Origin of the sequence: Chromobacterium alkanivorans (assembly GCF_016937655.1) — a bacterium.
GTDB lineage: Bacteria > Pseudomonadota > Gammaproteobacteria > Burkholderiales > Chromobacteriaceae > Chromobacterium > Chromobacterium alkanivorans.
Genome location: NZ_JAFHKL010000014.1, coordinates 22,828 through 42,824, shown reverse-complemented (window position 1 = coordinate 42,824; position 19,997 = coordinate 22,828). Strand labels below are relative to the sequence as shown.

Genomic DNA, 19,997 nt, shown 5'->3' with positions numbered 1-19,997 from the left:
TGGATAGACTTGACTCGAACTCAAAGAATCGAAAAAGAATCTGTATCAGTGAATTCTGACACTGATTGTAATCAATCACTTTGTAAATGTCCATTTACAATACGGCTTTAATGTAAATAGAGTGTGAATACATCGTAAATTTTGAGAATTGCGCGGATACAAAGACGCCGGCGGCTCATGCCGCGTTCTCAACACTGCAAAACACGCAGACAAGAAAAAAGCCGCGCAAACGCGGCTGGAGGCAAGATCTGCGCCGTCAATGCCCGGCGGGCAAGGTCAGCCGCACGCACAAACCGCCTTGCGGCCGGTTGCTCAGCTTGAGGTCTCCGCCGTGGTCCCGCGCAATCGCCCGCGCGATCGCCAGACCCAGACCGCTGCCTCCGGTATGGCGCGCCCTGGAGTCCTCCAAGCGCACATAAGGCTCCATCACCCGCTCCAGATCGGCCTCGGCGATGCCCGGCCCCTGATCCTGAATGCACACCTCCACCCAGTCCTCCCGCTGCCGCAGGCTGACCTCGATTCCCGCGCCGCCGTAACGGCGCGCGTTCTCCAGCAGATTGCCCAGGCAACGGCGCAAGGCGCCGACCTTGCCGGCCACCGGCGCCACCGGCTCTCCGTGCAGCTGGATGTCGGCGCCGAAAGCCTCCATATCCTCCGCCACGCTTTCCAGCAAGGCGTTGAGGTTGAGCTTCACCACCTGCTCGCTGCCGCAACCGCCGCGCAGATAGGTCAGCGAATCATTGATCAGTTGGTCCATCTCCAGCAGGTCGCGCTCGATCGCCTGTTTTTCCGACGACTCGGCCAGCCCCTCCAGACGCAGGCGGATGCGGGTGATCGGCAAGCGCAGGTCGTGCGAGACGCCGGCCAGCATCTGATTGCGGGTTTTCAGCAGGCGCTGCAGCTCGGTCTGCATCCGGTTGAAGGTTCTGGCGGCTTCCGCCACCTCCTCGGAACCGGTCTCCGGCAGGGGCGCCTGGTTAAGGTTGCTGGCCAGGCCCCGGGCCGCGCGCGCGAACAGGTCCAGCGGCCGGATCAGCTGCCGCACCGCCCAAGCGCCCAGAATCGAGGCCGTCAAGGCCACCAACAGCAGCCAGGCCAGAATGCGGATGGGTTGATCGGCCAGCGAAATCGGCCGCGAAGCGTTGAAGGTCAACACCGTGCCATCGCTCAGCCTGGCCTGCACCGTGGCCAGATGGGTCTTGAATTCGGCCAGCGGGCCCAGCGCGGTCAACTCCTCGCTGACAATGGAGCCGGCGACGCCGGCGTCCCGCGTGGGCGTGAAGTTTTTCAAGCCCAGCCCTCCCACCCTATCGATCAAGGCCGCGCGGCCGCCCGCCGACGAGTCCTGCTGCTTGGACAGCACTTGCAGCGGGTAAGGCTTGATCAGATCGCGCTTGATCAATTGCTGAAACGAGCGGCCATGCAGACTCAGCTGATGCTCCGGCCGTTCCCAGAAGCGGTCCATGCGCACCAGCAGCGTGGGCTGGTTCAAGGCGGAGATCACCTGCTCCCGGTATTTGCTTGGGCACTCGTCCAATAGATTGACGATGTCGGCGATGTGTTGCGCGGTGTACTGCACGCGCAAGGAATTGCTCAAACGATCGCGGTCGCTGAGAATGAAATAGATACCCAAGGCGTTGGCCAGCAGCAGCCCGCCCACCAGCGTCAGCAAAATCTGGCCGTACAGCGTGCGCGGCAACCACTTCATCGCAGCGCTTCCACCTCGCAGGCCAGCATATAGCCGCCGCTGCGTATGGTCTTGAGCAGCACCGGTTCGCGCGCGTCCTCGCCCAGCCGGCGGCGCACCCGCCCTATCATCACGTCCACGGTGCGGTCGAAGGGGCCGGCTTCCTTGCCGTTCATCGCTTCCATCAGTTGATCTCGCGACATCACCGCGTTGGCGTTTTCCGCCAGGGCCTGCAGCAGCTTGAACTCGCCGCCGGACAACGGGGTGACCACGCCGGCCTCATCCAGCAGGTGCTGGGCGTTCAGGTCCAGCGTCCAGCCGGCGAAGCTCAGCCGGCGCACGCTGGCCGCATTCGCCGGCTGATCCGACACCCGGCGCAGAATGCTCTTGATCCGCGCCAGCAGCTCGCGCGGGCTGAACGGCTTGGTCAGATAATCGTCGGCGCCCATCTCCAGGCCTATGATGCGGTCCAGCTCGTCGCCGCGCGCGGTCAGCATCAGGATGGGCATGCAGGAACGTTCGCGCAGGTTGCGGCACAGCGTCAGCCCGTCCTCGCCCGGCAGCATCAGATCCAGGATCAACATATTGTAGTTCTGCGCGGCGATTGCCTGATGCATGGCCTGGCCGTCGCCGACGGCGTCGACGGCGAAGCCCTGCTTGCCCAGATAGTCGCGCAGCAGATCGCGCAGATCGGGGTCGTCATCCACCACCAACAATCTTGGCAAATCGACAGTCATAACAGCTCATCTCCATTACGGCTTTATTATAAGACCCGCTAACAAAACCCCTGATCCTGGGTTGCGCCTCCTGGTCGCACTACTTGTACTGCCTGCGTCGGCGCGCCTTGGCTCAGCTTCTCTACGTGGTTTGGTTAGCGGCTCTAAGGATACCGCGCCCGCCCGCCGGGCTGAGGGAGAAATCGTGGGCAAATGAGAAAGGTTTACACAAGGTTTACAAAAAACCGGCCAAGCGCAATGCGCGTGGCCGGTTTCTCTTTCCCCGCCGGAGCCATGCTCCGGCGCTGGCTATGCGTCCGCCTCAATCATTGGGGTTCTGATCGCGCGTCTTGTGCAGCGAATACAGCACGCCGGCCAGCAGCAGACCCAGCGTCGCCGCCAAGGACCAGGCGGTGGGAATCTTGAACGTCACCCAACCCACGTCGTTGAAGAACACCAAGCCCACCTTGACGCCTATCATCACCAAGACCAGCGACAAGGCATACTTCAGATAATGGAAGCGATGCACCATCGCTGCCAGCGCGAAATACAGCGCCCGCAGGCCCAGGATCGCGAAGATGTTGGAGGTGTAGACCAGGAACGGGTCCTGGGTGATGGCGAAGATGGCCGGAATGCTGTCCACCGCGAACACCAGATCGGCGCTCTCCACCATGATCAGCGCCAGCAACAGCGGCGTCGCCCACCAGCCGCGCGCCAGGCCATGCGCCTCGCCGCGCACCAGGAATTGCTTGCCGTGCAAGTCCGGCGTCAGCCGCAGATGACCGCGCAGCCACTGATACATGCGGTTTTCCTGGATAGGCGCGTGTTCGTCGTCGGAAAACAGCATCTTGATCCCGGTGGCGATCAGGAACAGGCCGAACAGGACCAGCACCCACTGGAACTGCGCCACCAGCGCCGCGCCCAGGCCTATCATCACGGCCCGCATCACGATCACGCCGAGGATGCCCCAGAACAGCACCCGGTGCTGATACAAGCGCGGCACCGCCAGGCTGGAGAAGATCAGCGACATCACGAAGACGTTGTCCATGGACAGCGACTTCTCCACCACATAGCCGGTCAGATACTGCATGCCGGCGTCCGCGCCCTGATACCACCAGATCCAGCCGCCGAAGGCCAGGCCGACGCCGATGTAGAAAGCCGACAACAGCAGGCTTTCCTTGACCCCGATCTCTTTTTCCTCCTTGTGCAGCACGCCCAGATCAAAAGCCAGCAGCGCCAGCACGATGGCCATGAACATCAACCACACCCACAAGGGATAGCCGGCAAAACCGGCGTTCAACCATTCCATAAGCATTCCTTTCGGCAATAGAAAGGCCCCGGGCCGAGCGAGCCGCCCCGGGGCCTGAATTCACACACGCCGCCCCCGCTGCCGCGGAGGCGGGTCAAGATTTAACGACCGTGTTCCAGCGCGCCGATGCGCTCCTCGATGCTGGGGTGGCTGGAGAACAGTGCCATCAGGCCGCCGCGCCCGCCGGAGATGCCGGAGGCGGCCATGTTCTGCGGCAGATCGCCGGCGGCGACGCCGCCCAGGCGGCGCAGGGCGTTGACCATCGGACGCGCGCCGCCCAGCAGCGTGGCCGCGCCGGCGTCGGCGCGGAATTCGCGCTGACGCGAGAAATACATCACGATGGCGGAGGCCAGGATGCCGAACACGATCTCACAGACGATCACGGTAACCATGTAGCCGATGCCCGGGCCGCTGGACTCTTCGTCGTTGCGGCGCAGGAAGTTGTCCACCAGGTAGCCGACCACGCGCGCCAGGAAAAACACGAAGGTGTTGACCACGCCCTGGATCAGCGTCAGCGTCACCATGTCGCCGTTCTGGATGTGGGCGACCTCATGGGCCAGCACCGCCTCCACTTCTTCTTCCGTCATCGAGGCCAGCAGGCCGGTGGACACCGCCACCAGGGAATTGGACTTGCTCGGGCCGGTGGCGAAGGCGTTGGGCTCGCCCTCGTACACCGCCACCTCGGGCATCGGCAGATTGGCGCGGCTGGCCAGCTTCTGCACGGTGTGCACCAGCCAGCGCTCGGTGTCGTTGCTCGGCGTTTCGATCACGCGCGCGCCGGTGCTCCACTTGGCCATGGTCTTGGACAGCATCAGCGAGATGAAGGCGCCGCCGAAGCCCATCACCGCGGCGAAGCCCAGCAAGGTGCCCAGGTTCAGGCCGTTGCCCGTCATGTAGCGGTTCAGCCCCAACAAGCTGGCCACGATGCTCAGCACCACCATCACGGCGATGTTGGTGGCGATTAATAGGATGACTCGTTTCATGGTGTTGGCCCTTGCGTTGAATTCGACGGCATTCCGCGGAACGCCCGACACAGTGCATTCTAGACGCTGCGTCCCTCGGAAAAAATCAAATATAATCAGAAAATACATCAAGTTTTTTCGAACCATTATGTCCGAACGGATCAACTTCAAGCATCTGCATTACTTCTGGGCGGTCGCCCACGCCGGCGGCGTCACCCGCGCGGCGGAACAATTGGGCGTCAGCGCCCAAACCGTCAGCGGCCAGATTTCGCGGCTGGAGCAGAGCCTGGAGCGAACCTTGTTCCGACAACAGGGACGCCAGCTGGTTCTGACCGAAGCCGGCCATGTGACGCTGCGCTACGCCGACCAGATTTTCATGCTGGGTGAGGAATTGCAGGAAACGCTGGAAGACGCGCAGCTGGACAAGACCATACGCCTGGCCGCTGGCATCTCGGACGTCTTGCCCAAGGCCATCGCGCTCAAGCTGCTGGAACCGGCGCTGCGGCTGGACGCCAAGGTCAGGCTGCAATGCGGCGAAGGCGATTTCGACGAGCTGCTGGCCGACCTGACCCGCCACCGGCTGGACGTGGTATTGGCGGACCGGCCGATGACGGCCGGCGGATCCCAGCCCTTCCAATCCTGGCTGCTGATGCGCTGCCCGGTGATGATAGCCGGCGCGGCAGGGCTGTGGCGGCGCTACGCCGAAGGCTTCCCCGCCAGCCTGAACCAGGCGCCCATGCTCTTGCCCAGCCGCCACCATGTGCTGCGCAGCCAGCTGGACCAGTGGTTTGAAGAGCGCCGGATCAAGCCGGACATCGTAGCGGAGTTCGACGATGGCGCCTTGCTGGACGCCTTCGGCCGCCAGGGCTTCGGCCTGTTTCCCAGCACGGCGCCCAGCGGCGGCGACGCGAACGCGCCGCAGGCTCTGGGTGAGGTCGACGGCGTCTGGGAGCACTATTACGCCATCGCCAACCGCCGCCGGCTGCAACATCCGGGCGTGCAGGCCATGCTGCAAGCCGCCATCGAAGCCGCGTCCTGAAAGCAAAAAACCCCGGACGGGTCCGGGGTTTGACGGTGCGGCGCGGACTTACTCGCCCAGGTAGGCGTTGCGCACGCGTTCGTCGTTGAGCAGGTCCTTGGCCGGACCGCTCATGGTGATGCGGCCGCTTTCCATCACGTAGCCGCGCTGCGACACTTCCAGCGCCAGCTTGGCGTTCTGTTCCACCAGCAGCATGGTCACGCCTTCCTTGGCCACCATCTGGATGATCTCGAAGATCTTTTCCACGATGATGGGCGCCAGGCCCATGGACGGTTCGTCCAGCAGCAGCAGCTTGGGCTTGGACAGCATCGCGCGGCCCATGGCCACCATCTGCTGCTCGCCGCCGGACAGGGTGCCGGCCAGTTGCTTCTGCCTCTCCTTCAGCCGCGGGAACAGCTCGTACACCCGTTCGGCCTCGCTCAGGATCGCGGCCTTGTCGTCGCGATAGTAAGCGCCCATCAACAGGTTCTCTTCCACCGTCAGCTTGGCGAACACCCCACGGCCTTCCGGCACCATGGCCAGGCCGTGACGCACGAAGTTGTGCGGCGCGATGGTGGAAATCTCCTTGCCGTCGTAGTGAATGCTGCCGCCGGATTTCTTCACCATGCCCACCAGGGTTTTCAGCGTGGTGGTCTTGCCGGCGCCGTTGGCGCCGATCAGGGTCACCAGCTCGCCCTGATTGATGTGAAAATCGATGCCCTTGACCGCCTGAATGCCGCCATAGGCCACTTGCAGGTCTTTGACTTCCAAAATGCTCATGCGTGTGCCGCTCCCAGGTAAGCCTCGATCACTTTCGGGTTCTTGCGCACCTCTTCGGGAACGCCTTCGGCAATCTTCTTGCCGTAATCCAGCACCGCGATCCGGTCGCACAGGCCCATCATCAATTTGACGTCGTGCTCGATCAGCAGCACGGTCACGCCTCCGGCGCGGATTTTGGACATCAGGGCCTTCAGCTCCTCGGTTTCGCGCGGGTTCATGCCGGCGGCCGGTTCGTCCAGCGCCAACAGCTTGGGCTCGGTGGCCAGCGCGCGCGCGATTTCCAAGCGTCGCTGGTGGCCGTAGGACAGATTGCGGGCGCGCTCATGCGCGACGTCGGCGATGCCCACGTACTCCAGCAGCTCCCAAGCCTTGTCGGTGATCGCCTTTTCTTCGGCCATGGTGCGCCTGTCGCGCAGCACCGCGCCCAAAGCGCCGGCCTTGGAACGAATGTGGCGGCCCACCATCACGTTTTCCAGCGCCGTCATTTCGGCGAACAGACGGATGTTCTGAAAGGTGCGCGCGATGCCGGCGGCCACCACCACGTGCGGCTTCTGCTGGAACAGATTGTGGCCGTCGAACTCGAACGCGCCCTCGTCCGGCACGTACAGGCCGGTCAGCACGTTGAACAGCGTGGTCTTGCCCGCGCCGTTGGGGCCGATCAGGCCGTAAATCTCGCCCTTGTTGATGGTCAGCGCCACATTGTTGAGCGCGTGCAGGCCGCCAAAGCGTTTATGGATGCCTTCTATCTTCAGCAAAACTTCAGCCATGCTCAACCTTTCTGCCCTGCGGCTTCTCTATCGTCACGGAACTCGGCCTTGCGGCGCTTGGACGGCCACATGCCCTCCGGCCGCACCAGCATCATCACCACCATCGCCAAGCCGAACAACAGCATGCGGGCGTTTTCCGGATCGATCAGCATTTTGCCGAAGGTTTTCATCTGCAGCGGGCCAATCACTTCGCGCAGGATCTCCGGCGCGATGGTCAGCACCACGGCGCCGAGAATCACGCCCGGGATGTGCCCCATGCCGCCCAGCACGATCATCGCCAGAATCATGATGGACTCCAGCAAGCTGAACGATTCCGGCGACACAAAGCCCTGGAAGGACGCGAACAGGCCGCCCGCCACGCCGCCGGACAGCGCGCCCAAGGCGAAGGCCAGCAGCTTGATGTTGCGGATGTTGATGCCCATCGCCGCGGCGGCGATGTCGTCCTCGCGCAGCGCCACCCAGGCGCGGCCGATGCGCGAATGCTGCAGGCGCCAGGCCATGATCACCACGCCCACGGTCAGGGCCAGGAACAGATAGTAGTAGAGGTAGACGCTGTGGAAGCTCAGGCCGAACACATTCATCGTCTCGCCCAGCGACACGCCGCCCACCTTGATCGGATCGATCAGGTTGATGCCTTGCGGGCCGTTGGTGATGTTGACCGGGGTGTTCAGGTTGTTCATGAAGATGCGCACGATCTCCCCGAAGCCCAGCGTCACGATGGCCAGATAGTCGCCCTTGAGCCGCAATACCGGCGTGCCCAGCAAAATGCCGCAGAAAGCCGCCAGCACCGCGCCCAGCGGGATGGTGATGTAGAACGGCAGATGCAGGCCGAAATGCGGCGAGCCCAGCAAGGCGAAGGTGTAGGCGCCGACGGCGTAGAAGGCGATGAAGCCCAGGTCCAGCAAGCCGGCGAAGCCCACCACGATGTTCAGGCCCAGCGCCAGCATCACGTAGAGCAAGGCGAAGTCGACGATGCGGACCCAGGAATTGCCCAGCAGGCCGCCCACCAGGAAGGGCAGAACCGCCATCGCCACCGCGGACAGCATGAACAGGCCGACTTTCTTGCCGGTGTCCATCTTGTTGATATTGAGTGCCATGGTCATGATATGTCGTCTCCAGGATCAGGCACGGTCGGCCATCTTTTCGCCCAGCAGGCCGGACGGACGGAAAATCAGCACCATGATCAACACCATGAAGGCGATGATGTCCTGATAGTTGGAGCCGAGGAAGCCGCCGGTCAGCGTGCCGATGTAGCCGGCGCCCAGGCTTTCGATGATGCCCAGCAGCAAGCCGCCGGCCACCGCGCCGCCCAGATTGCCGATGCCGCCCAGCACCGCGGCGGTGAAGGCCTTCAGACCGATCATGAAGCCCATGTAGTAATGAGCCTGCTCGTAGTTGGTGGCCACCATCACGCCGGCCACCGCGCCCAGGCTGGAACCGATGACGAAGGTGGCGGAAATGATGGTGTTGACGTTGACGCCCATCAGGCCGGCCACCGCCGGGTTCTGGCTGGTGGCGCGCATCGCGCGGCCCAGTTTGGTGCGTTCCACCATCAGCAACAGGCCGGCCATGATCACCAGACACAGCACGATGATGGTGATCTGCAGCTTGGTGATGCTGGCGCCGAAGAAGGACACCACGTCATGGTCGAGGATTTGCGGGAAGGGGATGTAGTTGCGTCCCCAGATCAGGATGGCCACCTGCTGCAGCACGATGGACAGGCCGATCGCGGTGATCAGCGGCGCCAGTCTTTGCTTGCCGCGCAGCGGACGGTAAGCGATGCGCTCCACGGTGAAGCCCAGCAGCATGCAGGCCGCAATCGCCACCAGCAGGCCGATCAGCACCAGGGCGGGACCGGGCAGGCCGGAACCGGACAAGGCGTTGATGACGGAGATGGTGACCATGGCGCCGAACATCACCACTTCGCCGTGGGCGAAGTTGATGAGCCCCATGATCCCGTACACCATGGTGTAGCCCAATGCGATCAACGCATAAATGCTACCCAGAACGAGACCGTTCAGGATTTGTTGCAGAAAAATGTCCACGTTGGGAGATCTCCTTTGTATTGACGACCGGCAGCTTGCGGGGCTTCCCCTCTTATTGGCTGCTGCCTGTTCTTGAGTGCCCGGACGAGCCTTGATTATTTGGATTCTGTCAGACAGGCGAACGGATTATGTAGGCGGATTCCAGCGACTGTCAATCTTAAAGATTGGTTAAAACGGCACCAAATCAAGCCCATTTAAAAACAATATAACACACTGTTTTTCATGCGTTTTTTTGAAAAACAAGACGAAACCGGCCAAAGAAGTTTTGAATTTCTCCGGATAAAGGAAAACCCTAGGCCAGCCGGTCGTTTTTCAGATTTTGATCATGCTTCGGCGCAAAATATGTTCGCTTTCGAAAAGACTTCCATCAAAGAGTTCGCATTACAACATTCGATCGCTTTCGCGATTCGAATGGATACAATCTCCCAAAAATACGCCTCAAGCCGACAAAAATTGCATGCCGCGGCGCACCAAACATCAAGCAAGAACAAGGCCACCACAGCCAGCGCCCATCCGACATTCCAGCCCTCGCGCTTTTATGGCTGAAACATAGCCCATCCAGTCCGTCTTGGCAGCAACTGTCTTAAGAGCGGACAACGCGTTCCGCTGCCGCGGCGCGCGGGCGGGCTGCGCCTACGCGCGGCAGGGCCAACACGGTCCCGGCTCCAATTGAATCGAAACAAGCAACAATTTAGTGCGATTTAGATGGTTTATTCCCATTAAGCGCGCGTTTTATAGTGAGCGTCGCCATCCAACCGACCCACCGCCGGCGATAGACGCCGGGCCCCATGGAGAATGAATCGATGTTTCGCCAAACCCTGATCGCCGGCGCCTTGACCCTGGCCGCGACGGCCGCTCTCGCCGCAGAACCGCTGAAGCTGTCCATCTACAACGCCGACGGCAATAGCTTCAACGTCAGCTCGGTGCTGGTCAGCGGCGAAAAAGACGCCATCCTGATCGACACCGGCTTCACCCGCGCCGACGCCCACCGCATCGCCGCCAAGGTGTTGGACAGCGGCAAGCAGCTGAAAGCCATCTATATCAGCCAGGCCGATCCCGACTACTACTTCGGCGCCGCCGAACTGAAGAAAATCTTCCCGCAGGCCCAAGTGCTCAGCAACGGCCCCACCCTGGCCAAGATCAAGGCCAATATCCAGGGCAAGATCGCCTACTGGGGCCCGCAGATGGGCGCGAACGCGCCCAGCGCGCCGCTGCTGCCCGATGAACTGAAAGGCGAACGCCTGGAACTGGAAGGCAAGACGCTTGAAATCAAGGGCGCGCGCGGCGTGCTGGCTCACCGCGGCTATGTGTGGATTCCGTCCATCCGCGCGATTGTCGGCAATGTCGGCGTCACCGCCCCCAGCATGCACGTCTGGACCGCGGACACCCAGAGCCGGAGCGAACGCCAGGCCTGGATCAAGCAACTGGATGAAATGGAAGCGCTGCAACCGGCGATCGTGGTGCCCGGCCATATGCACGCGGGCGACAAAACCGATCTGAGCGCCGTGCGCTTCACCCGTCTGTATTTGCAGCGCTTCGAACAAAATCTGGCCAAGTCGGCCGATAGCGCTCAATTGATCCAGGCGATGAAGCAAGCCTTCCCGCAAGCGGGCGAAGACATGTCGCTGGAGATCGGCGCCAAGGTCAACAAGGGCGAGATGAAATGGTAAGCGCCCCCGCGATCCGGCTGCACTACTTTTACGACCCGCTGTGCGGCTGGTGCTACGGCGCCTCGCCGCTGCTGCTGGCGGCCGCCGCGCGGCCGGAAGTCGAACTGGCGCTGCACGGCGGCGGCATGCTCAGCGCGCCGCACAACCGCCGCGTGAACCTGGAATGGCGCGGCTATGTGATGCCGCACGATCATCGCATCGCCGCCCTCAGCGGCCAGCCCTTCGGCGACGCCTACTTCGACGGCCTGCTGCTCAGCGACGCGCGTTTGGACTCGACGCCGCCGATCGCCGCCGTGCTGGCCGCGCAGGAATTGGGCATCCCGCCGCAGGCCATGCTGGCCAGCGCGCAGGCGGCTCATTACCTGCACGGGCTTGAGATCGCCGACGTCGCCGTGCTCGCCCGGCTGGCCGCCGATTTGGGCGCGCCCGCCGACCGCTTCGCCGACGCCTACGCCGGCGGCCTGGCTCGCGGCGTCGAACATATCGACCACAGCCGCCGGCTGATGAACCGGCTGGGCTTGCACGGCTTCCCGTCCGCGGCGCTGGAAGTGGACGGCCGCTTCGAAGCGCTGGACCTGGGCTCCTATCTGGGCAAACCGGAGATGTTCAGCCAGCACCTGGCCCAGCTCGGCGCCGCCCCCCGCTCCGACGCCGTCGGCCTGCCGCCGATGTGCGGGCTGGACGGCTGCTAAGCGCCGCGCCTAGCCCCCTCCTCGCCAACGGCGGCCCTGTCCCATCAAGGCCGCCGTTTGCCTTGTCCGTCCGCGCGACGGTTGATGACAAACAAATTCTCGAACGCTACAGTATTCGGACACATCAAAAACAATCCACTGTCTACAGCCATTGGCTGAAATAAGGGAAACCCGTCCGGATGAAAACCTTAGGCACCACCCTGTCCTTCGCCCTGCTCGCGCTCTGCGCCACGGCGAGCGCCGCTCAAGACCCGTATCTGTGGCTGGAGGAGATTCAAGGCAAAGAAGCGCTGGCCTGGGTCGGCCGGCAAAACGCGAACACGCGCCAGGACATCGGCCGGCAAGCCGATTACCCGGCGCTGCGCCGCGAACTGCTGACCATCCTGGATTCCACCGACCGCATCCCTTCCGTAGAGAAGATAGGCGAGCTCTACTACAACTTCTGGCGCGACAAAGACCATCCGCGCGGGCTGTGGCGGCGCGCCACGCTGGACGAATACCGCAAGGCCGCGCCGCAATGGGAAACCGTGCTGGACCTGGACGGCCTGGCCAAGGACGAAGGGGAAAACTGGGTCTGGCAAGGGGCCGACTGCCTGCGTCCCAATCAAGAGCGCTGCCTACTGCGGCTCAGCCGCGGCGGCGGCGACGCCGCGGTGGTGCGCGAATTCGACCCGGCCGCCAAGGCCTTCGTCAAGGACGGCTTCCATCTGCCGGAAGCCAAGAGCGAAGTCAGCTGGCAGGACCTCGATACCCTGTATGTGATGAGCGACTTCGGCCCCGGATCGCTGACCGACTCCGGCTACCCCCGCGTCGTCAAGACCTGGCGCCGCGGCCAGCCGCTGGCCCAGGCGCAAACCGTGTTCGAAGGTCGGCAAGCCGACGTCGCCGTGCACGCGGCCAGGATAGACGCTCAAGGCCGCCGCTACGACGTGATCACCCGCGCGCCCAGCTTCTTCACCACGGAAACCCGGCTGCTGGTGGGTGGAGAATGGCGCAAGCTGGACAAACCCGAGCACGCCGGCGTCGATTTCTTCGACAACTGGCTGCTGCTGACGCCCAAGCAGGACTGGAAGATCGGCGCAAAAACCTGGCGCGGCGGCTCCCTGCTGGCCATCGATGTCGACGCCTACCTGGCCGGCGCGCGCGACTTCACCCCCTTGTTCGAACCCAGCGTCGCCGTCTCGCTGGCGGAACAAACGCCCACCCGCGACAGCCTGCTCTTGACCACGCTGGACAATGTCGGCAGCCGCCTGCGGGAATGGAAGGTCGTGGCCGGCCAATGGCAATCGCGGCCGGTGGCCACGCCCAGCTTCGGCAGCATCAGCGTACGCGCGGTCGATCCCGATCGCGACAACCGCTATTTCTACAGCTACACCGACTTTCTGACCCCGCCGACGCTGGCGCTGGCCGAGACCGGCGGCGATGAACGCCAGACGCTGAAACAACAGCCCGGCTTTTTCGACGCCAGCCCCTACCGCATCCAGCAGTGGTTCGCCAGCTCGCGCGACGGCACCCAAGTGCCCTACTTCCTGGTCAGCCGCAAGGACATCAAGCTGGACGGCAGCAATCCGACGCTGCTGTACGGCTACGGCGGCTTCGAAGTGTCGCTGACGCCGCGCTACAGCGGCGCGCTGGGCAAGGCCTGGCTGGATCGCGGCGGCGTCTACGCGCTGGCCAATATCCGCGGCGGCGGCGAATACGGTCCGGCCTGGCACGAGGCGGCGCGCAAACACCTGCGCCAGAACGCCTACGACGACTTCGCCGCCATCGCCGAAGACCTGGCCAAGCGCGGCGTGGCCGACGCCCGCCATCTGGGCATCAAGGGCGGCAGCAACGGCGGCCTGCTGATGGGGGTGATGCTGACTCAGCGCCCGGAGCTGTTCAACGCCGTGGTCTGCCAGGTGCCGCTGCTGGACATGCGCCGCTTCAATCGCTTGCTGGCCGGCGCCAGTTGGATGGACGAATACGGCAACCCGGATCTGCCGGAAGACTGGGCCTATATCCGCCGTTACTCGCCCTATCAGAATCTGAAGCCTGACGCGCGCTACCCGGCCACCCTGTTCATGACTTCGACGCTGGACGACAGGGTTCATCCCGGTCATGCCCGCAAGATGTTCGCGGCCATGCAGGCGATGGGCGCCCCGGTGCAGTATTTCGAGCGCACCGAGGGCGGGCACGGCGCCGCCGCCAATCATCAGCAAGAGGCCGACATCGCGGCGATGGAATACGCCTTCCTGCTGCGTCAACTGCGCTGACGGCCCCGCCAGACAGGGGGCGCGCCAATGCGGCCGCAACCGTTAGCAGGCCCTGTTGGCTCAGGACCCGCCTGACGGCGGCCAGGCGAGAGACACGCCGGAATTGAGCGAGCGCTCGGCGTTCCGCTTCGACGACGGCAAGATCAGCGATCTCGCCGGCTACGGCTGGAGCCGCGCGAGCGGAGCGTCAAAACAAACCGCCTGCGGCCGAAACGGCGACAGGCGGCTTTGCATGGGACGCGGGATGTTCAATCATCGCCGGATTCGACCCAGCTGGGGCTGCGCTTGGCGATGAAGGCGCTGACGCCCTCGATCTGCTCCGCGCTGCCCATCAGCTGGCGCACCGCGGCGCGCTCGCGCTCCAGATGCTGGGCCAGCGTCAGGTTGCCGCTTTCCTCAATCAGACGACGCGCGGCGGCCACCGCGCCCGGCGCTTGGTTCGCCACCTTGTTGGCCAGGCTGATCGCCACGATCTTGGCGAAGCCCTGGTCCACCACTTCCTCGATCAGACCTATGGTCAAGGCCTTTTCCGCCGTCACCACTTCGCCGCCCAGAATGATGCGCTTGGCCCAGGAAACGCCCACCTTGTCCGCCAGCGTCTTGGTGCCGCCCGCCGCCGGGATGATGCCCACCTTGGCCTCCGGCAGCCCGAGCTTGGCTCCGCGCTCGGCCACCATGTAATCACAGCCCAGCGCCAGTTCCAGGCCGCCGCCCAAGGCGTAGCCGTTGATCGCGGCCACCGTGACGCCGCGGTATTGCTGCAAACTGCGCAAAGCCTCGGCGAAGGCGTCGAACACCTTGTCGGCCTCGGCCGCGTCGCCGGACGCGAATTGCTTCAAATCGGCGCCGGCGGAAAAAAACGCGTCGCCCGCGCCGGTCAACACCACCGAACGCACGGCCGGATCCGCATCCAGCGACCGCATCGTCGTAGCCAGCTCATTCAGGCTCTCCGTGGTCAGCAAATTTGCCGGCGCGTTTTTGAGAGTCACGATCGCTGACTGGCCCAGCCGCTCAAGTGTCAGATACTTGGCCATATTTTCCTCACTCTATCCCCATGGATTACATCGCTGATGCATATGTTTTGACCAGGTCGAGCGCCTGGATCCTCAGCGCGGGACCCATTGCGCATAGGTCCGAAGCCAAAGCAGCATTCTCATTGCAAACTGACCTTTTGACCAGTAGTCGGCTGGCAAGACCATCATTTTTTTTATAACTTTCTTTAAGGAGATGCCAAGTAAAATTTTGATAAAGGCAATAAATGCCAAAAGCAAATATGACCGCCGCGCGCGCAAGCGCGGGCCGCCACTCTGTTACCATAGAGCTTTCTGAGACAGGTTGCGGCATGATTGAAACGAGCGGGTGGATATTGTTTCTGGCGGGCTTGCTGGGCGGCGGCCACTGCATGGGCATGTGCGGCGGCATCGTCGCCGCGCTGACCTTGAATCTGCCCCCCGAAACCGGCCGCTGGCGCATCATGCTGGCCTACAATCTGGGACGCGTCGGCAGCTACGCGCTGATAGGCGCGCTGTTGGGCGGCCTGGCCGCCACCGGCCTCGCCCTGCTGGACATCCGCGGCCTGCAACTGGCGCTGGCGCTGTTGGCCAACCTGATGCTGGTGGCCATGGGCCTGTACCTGGCCGGCCTGTCCGGCGCGGTCAATCTGATCGAGCGCCTGGGCGTGCCGATCTGGCGGCGCTTGCAGCCGCTGCTGGGCCCCCTGCTGCCGGTCCGTTCGCCTCAGTCCGCCCTGCTGGCCGGCATGATCTGGGGCTGGCTGCCCTGTGGCCTGGTCTACAGCGCCTCGCTGTCGGCGCTGGCCACCGGCAGCGCGTCCGGCGGCGCGCTGGCCATGCTGGCCTTCGGGCTCGGCACCTTGCCCAATCTCTTGCTGATGGGCGCTTTCGCCGACAGCCTGCGCCGCTGGATGCAACAACGACCAGTCCGCCTGACGGCGGGACTGGTCGTTGCGGGCATCGGCGCCTGGCAGTTGCTGCGGGCGCTTATTTGAACGATTTCAGAATGGTGTCCACGTTGTAGCGGAACATCGCCAGATAGCTGGGCGCCGGGCCGGACGGGCCGGACAGCGCGTCGGCGTACAGCTTGCCGCCTATCGTCACCTTGGCCTCGCGCGACAGCTGCTCCAGCAGACGCTTGTCGGTCATATTCTCCATGAACACCGCCGACACTTTCTCTTGCCGCACCTGGCGCACCAGCCGGGCCACCGCCTTGGCCGACGCCTCGGACTCGGTGCTGACGCCCTGGATGGCCAGCACTTGCAGCTGGTAACGCTCGCCCAGATAGCCGAAGGCGTCGTGCGACGTCAGCATCTTGCGCTTGGCGACGGGCACGGCGGCGAAGGCCTTGGCCGCCCAGGCGTCCAGCTCCTTCACCTTGGCCGCGTAGTCGGCGGCGCGGCGGGCGTACTCCTGCTTGCCGGCCGGATCCGCCTGGCTCAGGCCGGCTTCGATGTTGCGGATATAGGTCAGCACGCGCTTGGGATCGTGCCAGGCGTGCGGATCGATGGCCCCGTGGTCATGCCCGGCATGGCCGTGATCGTGCCCGTGGTGATCTTCGTCTTCCGCTTCGCGGGTCTTGATGCCCTTGCCCGCCTCCACTTGCACGCCCTTGAAATGAGCGGCCTTGCTCAAGCGCACCATCCAGCCCTCCATGCCCAGGCCGTTGGTGACCAACAGCTTGGCCGCGGCCACTTTCTTGACGTCGGCCGGCGACGGCTGGAACACGTGGGCGTCCTGGTCCGGCCCCACCAGCGAGGACACTTCGACGCGATCGCCGCCGATCTCGCGCGTCATGTCGGCCACGATGCTGAAGCTGGCGACCACCGGCAGCTTGGCCCAGGCGGACAAGGGCAGGCCCAGCAACAACAGGGCCATGATTGATTTCTTCATCGGCGACTTCCTTATCAAGGGTTCAGGATTCCAGATGCCGGGCGCGGATGTAGCGCGGCAAAGCCCCGCCCACCGGCGCCAACAGCAGCGACAGCAGATAGACCAGGCCCGCCAGCAAAATGATGGCCGGTCCGGAGGGCAATTCGAAGTGATAGGACAGCAAGAGACCGCCCAGGCCGGCCAGGAAGGCGATGGCCACCGACAGGCCGAGCAGGGCTTCGATGCGCTCGGTCCACAGGCGGGCGGTGATCGCCGGCAACATCATCAGGCCCACCGCCATCAAGGTGCCCAGCGCCTGGAAGCCGGCCACCAGGTTCAGCACCACCAGCATCAGGAACAGCATGTGCCACAGCCCGCCGCGCGCGCCCACCGCGCGCAGGTAGACCGGGTCCAGGCTTTCCAGCAACAGGGGGCGGTAGATCAAGGCCAGCGCCAGCAGGGTGAAGGAAGCGACGCCGGCCACCAGGAACAGGGCCGCGTCGTCCACCGCCAGCACCGAGCCGAACAGGATGTGCATCAAGTCCACATTGCTGCCGCCGCGCGACACCAGCAAGACGCCGATGGACAGGGACAACAGGTAGAAAGCGGCGAAGCTGGCGTCTTCCTTGATGCTGGTGAAACGCGTGGCCAGGCCGGCCAGCAGCGCCACCAGCACGCCGGCGAAGAAACCGCCCAGGCTCATCGCCGGCAGGCTGAGGCCGGCCATCATGAAGCCCACCGCGGCGCCGGGCAGCACCGCGTGGCTCATCGCGTCGCCCATCAGGCTCATGCGCCGCATCACCAGGAACAGGCCGATCGGCCCGCTGCCCAAGGCCAGGGCCAGGCAGCCGACCAGCGCCCGGCGCATGAAGGCGAATTCGGCGAACGGGGCCACCAGTAAATCGTATAAGTGCAGCATCAGGCTTGCGCTCCATCCACTTCGCAGACCGCGGCCTGGGATTGCCAATGCGCGGCGGTGTCCACCGCGCGTTTCAGATTGGCGTCGCACAGTACTTCGGCGGTATCGCCCCAGGCCACCACTTCGCGCGCCAGCAACAAGGTGTGCGGGAAATAGGCCCGCACCTGCTCGTAATCGTGCAGCACCGCCACCACGGTGCGGCCCTCCTCGCGCCAATGGCGCACCAGCTCCAGCAGGTCGTAGGTGGTCTTGGCGTCCACCGCGTTGAACGGTTCGTCCAGCAGGATCAGGCGGGCGTCCTGCACTAGGATGCGGGCGAACAGCACGCGCTGGAACTGGCCGCTGGACAGCGCCGAGATCGGCCGCAGCGCGAAGTCGGCCAGGCCCACCTGCTCCAGGGCCAGCAGAGCCTGGTCGCGGCCGCGGCGGCTAACGCCGCCGAACACGCCGGTGTCGTGCCACAAGCCGGTGCACACCAGGTCCAGCACGCTGACCGGCAAGGAGCGGTCGATTTCGGACTGCTGCGGCAAATAGGCGATGTCCCGGCGCTTAAAACCATCCAGCTGCACCGAGCCGGAGTCCGGCTTCAAAGCACCTATCATGGTTTTGAGCAAGGTGCTCTTGCCGGCGCCGTTGGGGCCGAAAATCGCGGTGGCGTCGCCGGCGGCGAAGCAGCCGCTGACATGGTGCACCGCCGGATGGCGCTGATAGGAAACCGTCAGGTTCCGCAGGCTGACGCTCATGCGACCTCCTGCAGGGCCCAGGCCACCAGAACCCACAGCACCGCCAGCGCGGCGCAGGCCAGGCCCAGTCGTTGCCAGGCCGACATCGCCAGCAGACTGAACGGCGCCTTGAAATTGGCCGGCGTCAGATGCAGGTGCCCATGCTGATGTGAAGGTTTTGGCGTCATTCGAAACACCTCCGCAAGGTGTCCTCGACCGCGGCGGCGTCGAAATCCTCGGCGATCAGTTCAAAGCGGCTGTCGCGTCGCCAGGACACCTGGGCCGCGCCCCACTGCCCGGCCGCCCAGTTCAGCCACACCCAGCTGTCCAGCACTTTGAACACGCCTTTGGCGCGCACCAGGCCCGGCACCAGGGTGGGCAGCGCATCGAAGAAACGGGTCAGCCGCTCGCCGTCAAAGGCCTGCTCCGGTTCGAAAGTCCAGCCCATCGAGCGCCATTGCGCGGCGGCGTCGTCCGGCACCGACGGCCGATAACGCGGCTTGGGCGCGACGGCGGCGTCCAGCCAGGCCGGGTCCAGCTCGCCGTTGCGCACTTCGCCCACCAGCGACTTGGGCGGGAACAAAGCCGCCGCCTGTTGACGGAAAGCGTCCATCGTCGGCACGTCGGCGGTGTCTATCTTGTTGGCCACCAGCACGTCGGCGATGGAAATCTGGTCGCGGTACAGCGGCTGGCGATGATAATCCGGCTGAATGAACTGGCGCGGATCCACCAGGGTCAACACCGCGCCCACTTCCAGCGCCTCGCCCAAGGGCTTGGCGCGCAGTTCGTCGATGACGCCGGCCGCGTGCGCCAGGCCGCTGGCCTCGATCAGCAAACGGTCCGGGCGTTCGCGGCGCAACAGGGTCGCCACCGTGGCGGTCATCTGCGGTCCGGCCACGCAACACAGGCAGCCGCCGGCGATTTCCGCCACCGCCAGCTCGTCCTGGCTCAGGGCCGCGCCGTCGATGCCGACCTCGCCGAACTCATTGACGATGATCGCCCACTTTTCATGCGCGGGGCGGCGTTCGATCAAATGGCGCAACGCCGTGGTCTTGCCCACCCCGAGAAAGCCGGTGAACAAGTTGACTATGGTTTTTTTCATGGATCAGGGAATTCGTGGATTCAGGTGCTGCAGGACTGGCAACGCCCCGTCAATACCAGGTTTTGCGGACACAGGGAAAAAGCCACCGCCTGCGCGGCCTGGCGCAGCGCGCTCAAGGCCGGCGCGGCGTCGATCTCCTGCACCTGGCCGCAATCTCCGCAGACCAGGATCAGCCCTTCGTGCTGGCATTCGAAGTGATCGCAGACAATGAAGCCGTTCAAGGCGTCCACCTTGTGCAGCAGGCCGTGCTCCACCAGAAAATCCAGCGCTCGATATACGGTGGGCGGCGCGGCGGCGCCGCGCTCCTGCTGCAGATCCGCCAGGACCTGGTAAGCCTTGACCACCCCGCTGTAGCGCAGCACCAGCTCCAGCACCTGACGGCGCAATGCGGTCAGCTTGCTGCCGCGCCGTTCGCAATGCCGCTCCGCCGCGGCCAGATAGGCTTGATGGTCCATGCCGGACACCCGC

Annotated in this window: 21 protein-coding genes; 6 read left to right on the top strand and 15 right to left on the bottom strand. The window is 64.1% G+C overall.

Features of this window, described 5'->3' with window-relative positions:
* Positions 1–256: 256 nt before the first annotated feature.
* From JW897_RS20505 to htpX, 4 genes are all read right to left on the bottom strand, one after another.
* Positions 257–1,708 carry an ATP-binding protein gene (locus tag JW897_RS20505; protein ID WP_048414929.1) on the bottom strand — a complete coding sequence of 484 codons (1,452 nt, stop codon included), beginning with the start codon at positions 1,706–1,708 and terminating at the stop codon, positions 257–259.
* Entirely contained in the window at positions 1,705–2,424 is a 720-nt protein-coding gene (locus tag JW897_RS20500) for a response regulator (RefSeq protein ID WP_107732453.1), read from the bottom strand. The genes JW897_RS20505 and JW897_RS20500 overlap by 4 nt, the downstream gene beginning before the upstream one ends.
* A gap of 301 nt (positions 2,425–2,725) precedes the next feature.
* On the bottom strand, positions 2,726–3,712 hold the full coding sequence (locus JW897_RS20495) for a TerC family protein (RefSeq protein WP_048414927.1): 987 nt from the start codon (positions 3,710–3,712) through the stop codon (positions 2,726–2,728).
* Positions 3,713–3,813: 101 nt separating this feature from the next.
* Positions 3,814–4,695 carry a protease HtpX gene (gene htpX / locus JW897_RS20490; protein ID WP_048414926.1) on the bottom strand — a complete coding sequence of 294 codons (882 nt, stop codon included), beginning with the start codon at positions 4,693–4,695 and terminating at the stop codon, positions 3,814–3,816.
* 127 nt (positions 4,696–4,822) lie between these two features.
* On the opposite strand from htpX, the gene JW897_RS20485 reads away from it, so the two are divergent.
* Positions 4,823–5,713, top strand: coding sequence for a LysR family transcriptional regulator (locus tag JW897_RS20485; RefSeq protein WP_019101281.1), 891 nt, complete (start codon positions 4,823–4,825; stop codon positions 5,711–5,713).
* Between the two features lie 48 nt (positions 5,714–5,761).
* On the opposite strand, the gene JW897_RS20480 is transcribed toward JW897_RS20485, so the two are convergent.
* From JW897_RS20480 to JW897_RS20465, 4 genes are read right to left on the bottom strand one after another with little or no spacing between them, the layout of a single operon-like run.
* Positions 5,762–6,472, bottom strand: a complete 711-nt coding sequence (locus JW897_RS20480) for an ABC transporter ATP-binding protein (RefSeq protein WP_019101280.1) — start codon at positions 6,470–6,472, stop codon at positions 5,762–5,764.
* Entirely contained in the window at positions 6,469–7,239 is a 771-nt protein-coding gene (locus tag JW897_RS20475) for an ABC transporter ATP-binding protein (protein WP_019101279.1), read from the bottom strand. Before JW897_RS20475 ends, JW897_RS20480 begins: the two co-directional genes overlap by 4 nt.
* Positions 7,240–7,241: 2 nt before the next feature.
* Positions 7,242–8,342 (bottom strand): ABC transporter permease subunit, encoded by a 1,101-nt coding sequence (locus tag JW897_RS20470; protein ID WP_019101278.1) that lies wholly within the window; start codon positions 8,340–8,342, stop codon positions 7,242–7,244.
* Positions 8,343–8,360: 18 nt separating this feature from the next.
* Complete coding sequence (locus JW897_RS20465) at positions 8,361–9,284, bottom strand: branched-chain amino acid ABC transporter permease (RefSeq protein WP_043594245.1); 924 nt, start codon at positions 9,282–9,284, stop codon at positions 8,361–8,363.
* Positions 9,285–9,506: 222 nt separating this feature from the next.
* Here JW897_RS20465 and JW897_RS20460 point away from each other — a divergent pair, with 222 nt between their 5' ends.
* The 4 genes from JW897_RS20460 to JW897_RS20445 all read left to right on the top strand — a co-directional run bounded on the left by JW897_RS20460 (position 9,507) and on the right by JW897_RS20445 (position 13,901).
* A complete protein-coding gene (locus tag JW897_RS20460; protein ID WP_205467448.1) occupies positions 9,507–9,830 on the top strand; it encodes a hypothetical protein in 324 nt (107 codons plus the stop codon).
* Between the two features lie 257 nt (positions 9,831–10,087).
* Complete coding sequence (locus JW897_RS20455; RefSeq protein WP_205467447.1) at positions 10,088–10,954, top strand: MBL fold metallo-hydrolase; 867 nt, start codon at positions 10,088–10,090, stop codon at positions 10,952–10,954.
* Positions 10,948–11,646, top strand: a complete 699-nt coding sequence (locus JW897_RS20450; protein WP_205467446.1) for a DsbA family protein — start codon at positions 10,948–10,950, stop codon at positions 11,644–11,646. Before JW897_RS20455 ends, JW897_RS20450 begins: the two co-directional genes overlap by 7 nt.
* Before the next feature lie 179 nt (positions 11,647–11,825).
* Entirely contained in the window at positions 11,826–13,901 is a 2,076-nt protein-coding gene (locus JW897_RS20445) for a prolyl oligopeptidase family serine peptidase (RefSeq protein WP_205467445.1), read from the top strand.
* Between the two features lie 248 nt (positions 13,902–14,149).
* Here the strand turns inward: JW897_RS20445 and JW897_RS20440 are convergent, their stop codons facing one another.
* Positions 14,150–14,935, bottom strand: a complete 786-nt coding sequence (locus JW897_RS20440) for an enoyl-CoA hydratase (protein WP_048414922.1) — start codon at positions 14,933–14,935, stop codon at positions 14,150–14,152.
* A gap of 308 nt (positions 14,936–15,243) precedes the next feature.
* Here JW897_RS20440 and JW897_RS20435 point away from each other — a divergent pair, with 308 nt between their 5' ends.
* A complete protein-coding gene (locus JW897_RS20435) occupies positions 15,244–15,909 on the top strand; it encodes a sulfite exporter TauE/SafE family protein (protein WP_205467444.1) in 666 nt (221 codons plus the stop codon).
* On the opposite strand, the gene JW897_RS20430 is transcribed toward JW897_RS20435, so the two are convergent.
* From JW897_RS20430 to JW897_RS20405, 6 genes are read right to left on the bottom strand one after another with little or no spacing between them, the layout of a single operon-like run.
* Complete coding sequence (locus JW897_RS20430; RefSeq protein ID WP_205467443.1) at positions 15,902–16,807, bottom strand: metal ABC transporter solute-binding protein, Zn/Mn family; 906 nt, start codon at positions 16,805–16,807, stop codon at positions 15,902–15,904. The genes JW897_RS20435 and JW897_RS20430 overlap by 8 nt on opposite strands.
* Positions 16,808–16,829: 22 nt before the next feature.
* Complete coding sequence (locus JW897_RS20425; RefSeq protein ID WP_197083069.1) at positions 16,830–17,702, bottom strand: metal ABC transporter permease; 873 nt, start codon at positions 17,700–17,702, stop codon at positions 16,830–16,832.
* A gap of 2 nt (positions 17,703–17,704) precedes the next feature.
* Positions 17,705–18,448: a metal ABC transporter ATP-binding protein gene (locus tag JW897_RS20420; protein WP_048414918.1), complete on the bottom strand. Its 744-nt coding sequence runs from the start codon at positions 18,446–18,448 to the stop codon at positions 17,705–17,707.
* Positions 18,445–18,615: a hypothetical protein gene (locus JW897_RS20415; RefSeq protein ID WP_205467442.1), complete on the bottom strand. Its 171-nt coding sequence runs from the start codon at positions 18,613–18,615 to the stop codon at positions 18,445–18,447. The genes JW897_RS20420 and JW897_RS20415 overlap by 4 nt, the downstream gene beginning before the upstream one ends.
* Positions 18,612–19,529: a CobW family GTP-binding protein gene (locus JW897_RS20410; RefSeq protein ID WP_205467441.1), complete on the bottom strand. Its 918-nt coding sequence runs from the start codon at positions 19,527–19,529 to the stop codon at positions 18,612–18,614. The genes JW897_RS20415 and JW897_RS20410 overlap by 4 nt, the downstream gene beginning before the upstream one ends.
* 20 nt (positions 19,530–19,549) lie before the next feature.
* Complete coding sequence (locus tag JW897_RS20405) at positions 19,550–19,984, bottom strand: Fur family transcriptional regulator (protein ID WP_205467440.1); 435 nt, start codon at positions 19,982–19,984, stop codon at positions 19,550–19,552.
* Positions 19,985–19,997: the final 13 nt, after the last annotated feature.

Excerpts from the sequence above, each read along its gene's own strand:
- JW897_RS20505 (WP_048414929.1), bottom strand. The coding sequence starts at position 1,708 with ATGAAGTGGTTGCCGCGCACGCTGTACGGCCAGATTTTGCTGACGCTG.
- JW897_RS20500 (WP_107732453.1), bottom strand. The coding sequence starts at position 2,424 with ATGACTGTCGATTTGCCAAGATTGTTGGTGGTGGATGACGACCCCGAT.
- JW897_RS20495 (WP_048414927.1), bottom strand. The coding sequence starts at position 3,712 with ATGGAATGGTTGAACGCCGGTTTTGCCGGCTATCCCTTGTGGGTGTGG.
- htpX (WP_048414926.1), bottom strand. The coding sequence starts at position 4,695 with ATGAAACGAGTCATCCTATTAATCGCCACCAACATCGCCGTGATGGTG.
- JW897_RS20485 (WP_019101281.1), top strand. The coding sequence starts at position 4,823 with ATGTCCGAACGGATCAACTTCAAGCATCTGCATTACTTCTGGGCGGTC.
- JW897_RS20480 (WP_019101280.1), bottom strand. The coding sequence starts at position 6,472 with ATGAGCATTTTGGAAGTCAAAGACCTGCAAGTGGCCTATGGCGGCATT.
- JW897_RS20475 (WP_019101279.1), bottom strand. The coding sequence starts at position 7,239 with ATGGCTGAAGTTTTGCTGAAGATAGAAGGCATCCATAAACGCTTTGGC.
- JW897_RS20470 (WP_019101278.1), bottom strand. The coding sequence starts at position 8,342 with ATGACCATGGCACTCAATATCAACAAGATGGACACCGGCAAGAAAGTC.
- JW897_RS20460 (WP_205467448.1), top strand. The coding sequence starts at position 9,507 with ATGCGTTTTTTTGAAAAACAAGACGAAACCGGCCAAAGAAGTTTTGAA.
- JW897_RS20455 (WP_205467447.1), top strand. The coding sequence starts at position 10,088 with ATGTTTCGCCAAACCCTGATCGCCGGCGCCTTGACCCTGGCCGCGACG.
- JW897_RS20450 (WP_205467446.1), top strand. The coding sequence starts at position 10,948 with ATGGTAAGCGCCCCCGCGATCCGGCTGCACTACTTTTACGACCCGCTG.
- JW897_RS20445 (WP_205467445.1), top strand. The coding sequence starts at position 11,826 with ATGAAAACCTTAGGCACCACCCTGTCCTTCGCCCTGCTCGCGCTCTGC.
- JW897_RS20440 (WP_048414922.1), bottom strand. The coding sequence starts at position 14,935 with ATGGCCAAGTATCTGACACTTGAGCGGCTGGGCCAGTCAGCGATCGTG.
- JW897_RS20435 (WP_205467444.1), top strand. The coding sequence starts at position 15,244 with ATGATTGAAACGAGCGGGTGGATATTGTTTCTGGCGGGCTTGCTGGGC.
- JW897_RS20430 (WP_205467443.1), bottom strand. The coding sequence starts at position 16,807 with ATGAAGAAATCAATCATGGCCCTGTTGTTGCTGGGCCTGCCCTTGTCC.
- JW897_RS20420 (WP_048414918.1), bottom strand. The coding sequence starts at position 18,448 with ATGAGCGTCAGCCTGCGGAACCTGACGGTTTCCTATCAGCGCCATCCG.
- JW897_RS20415 (WP_205467442.1), bottom strand. The coding sequence starts at position 18,615 with ATGACGCCAAAACCTTCACATCAGCATGGGCACCTGCATCTGACGCCG.
- JW897_RS20410 (WP_205467441.1), bottom strand. The coding sequence starts at position 19,529 with ATGAAAAAAACCATAGTCAACTTGTTCACCGGCTTTCTCGGGGTGGGC.
- JW897_RS20405 (WP_205467440.1), bottom strand. The coding sequence starts at position 19,984 with ATGGACCATCAAGCCTATCTGGCCGCGGCGGAGCGGCATTGCGAACGG.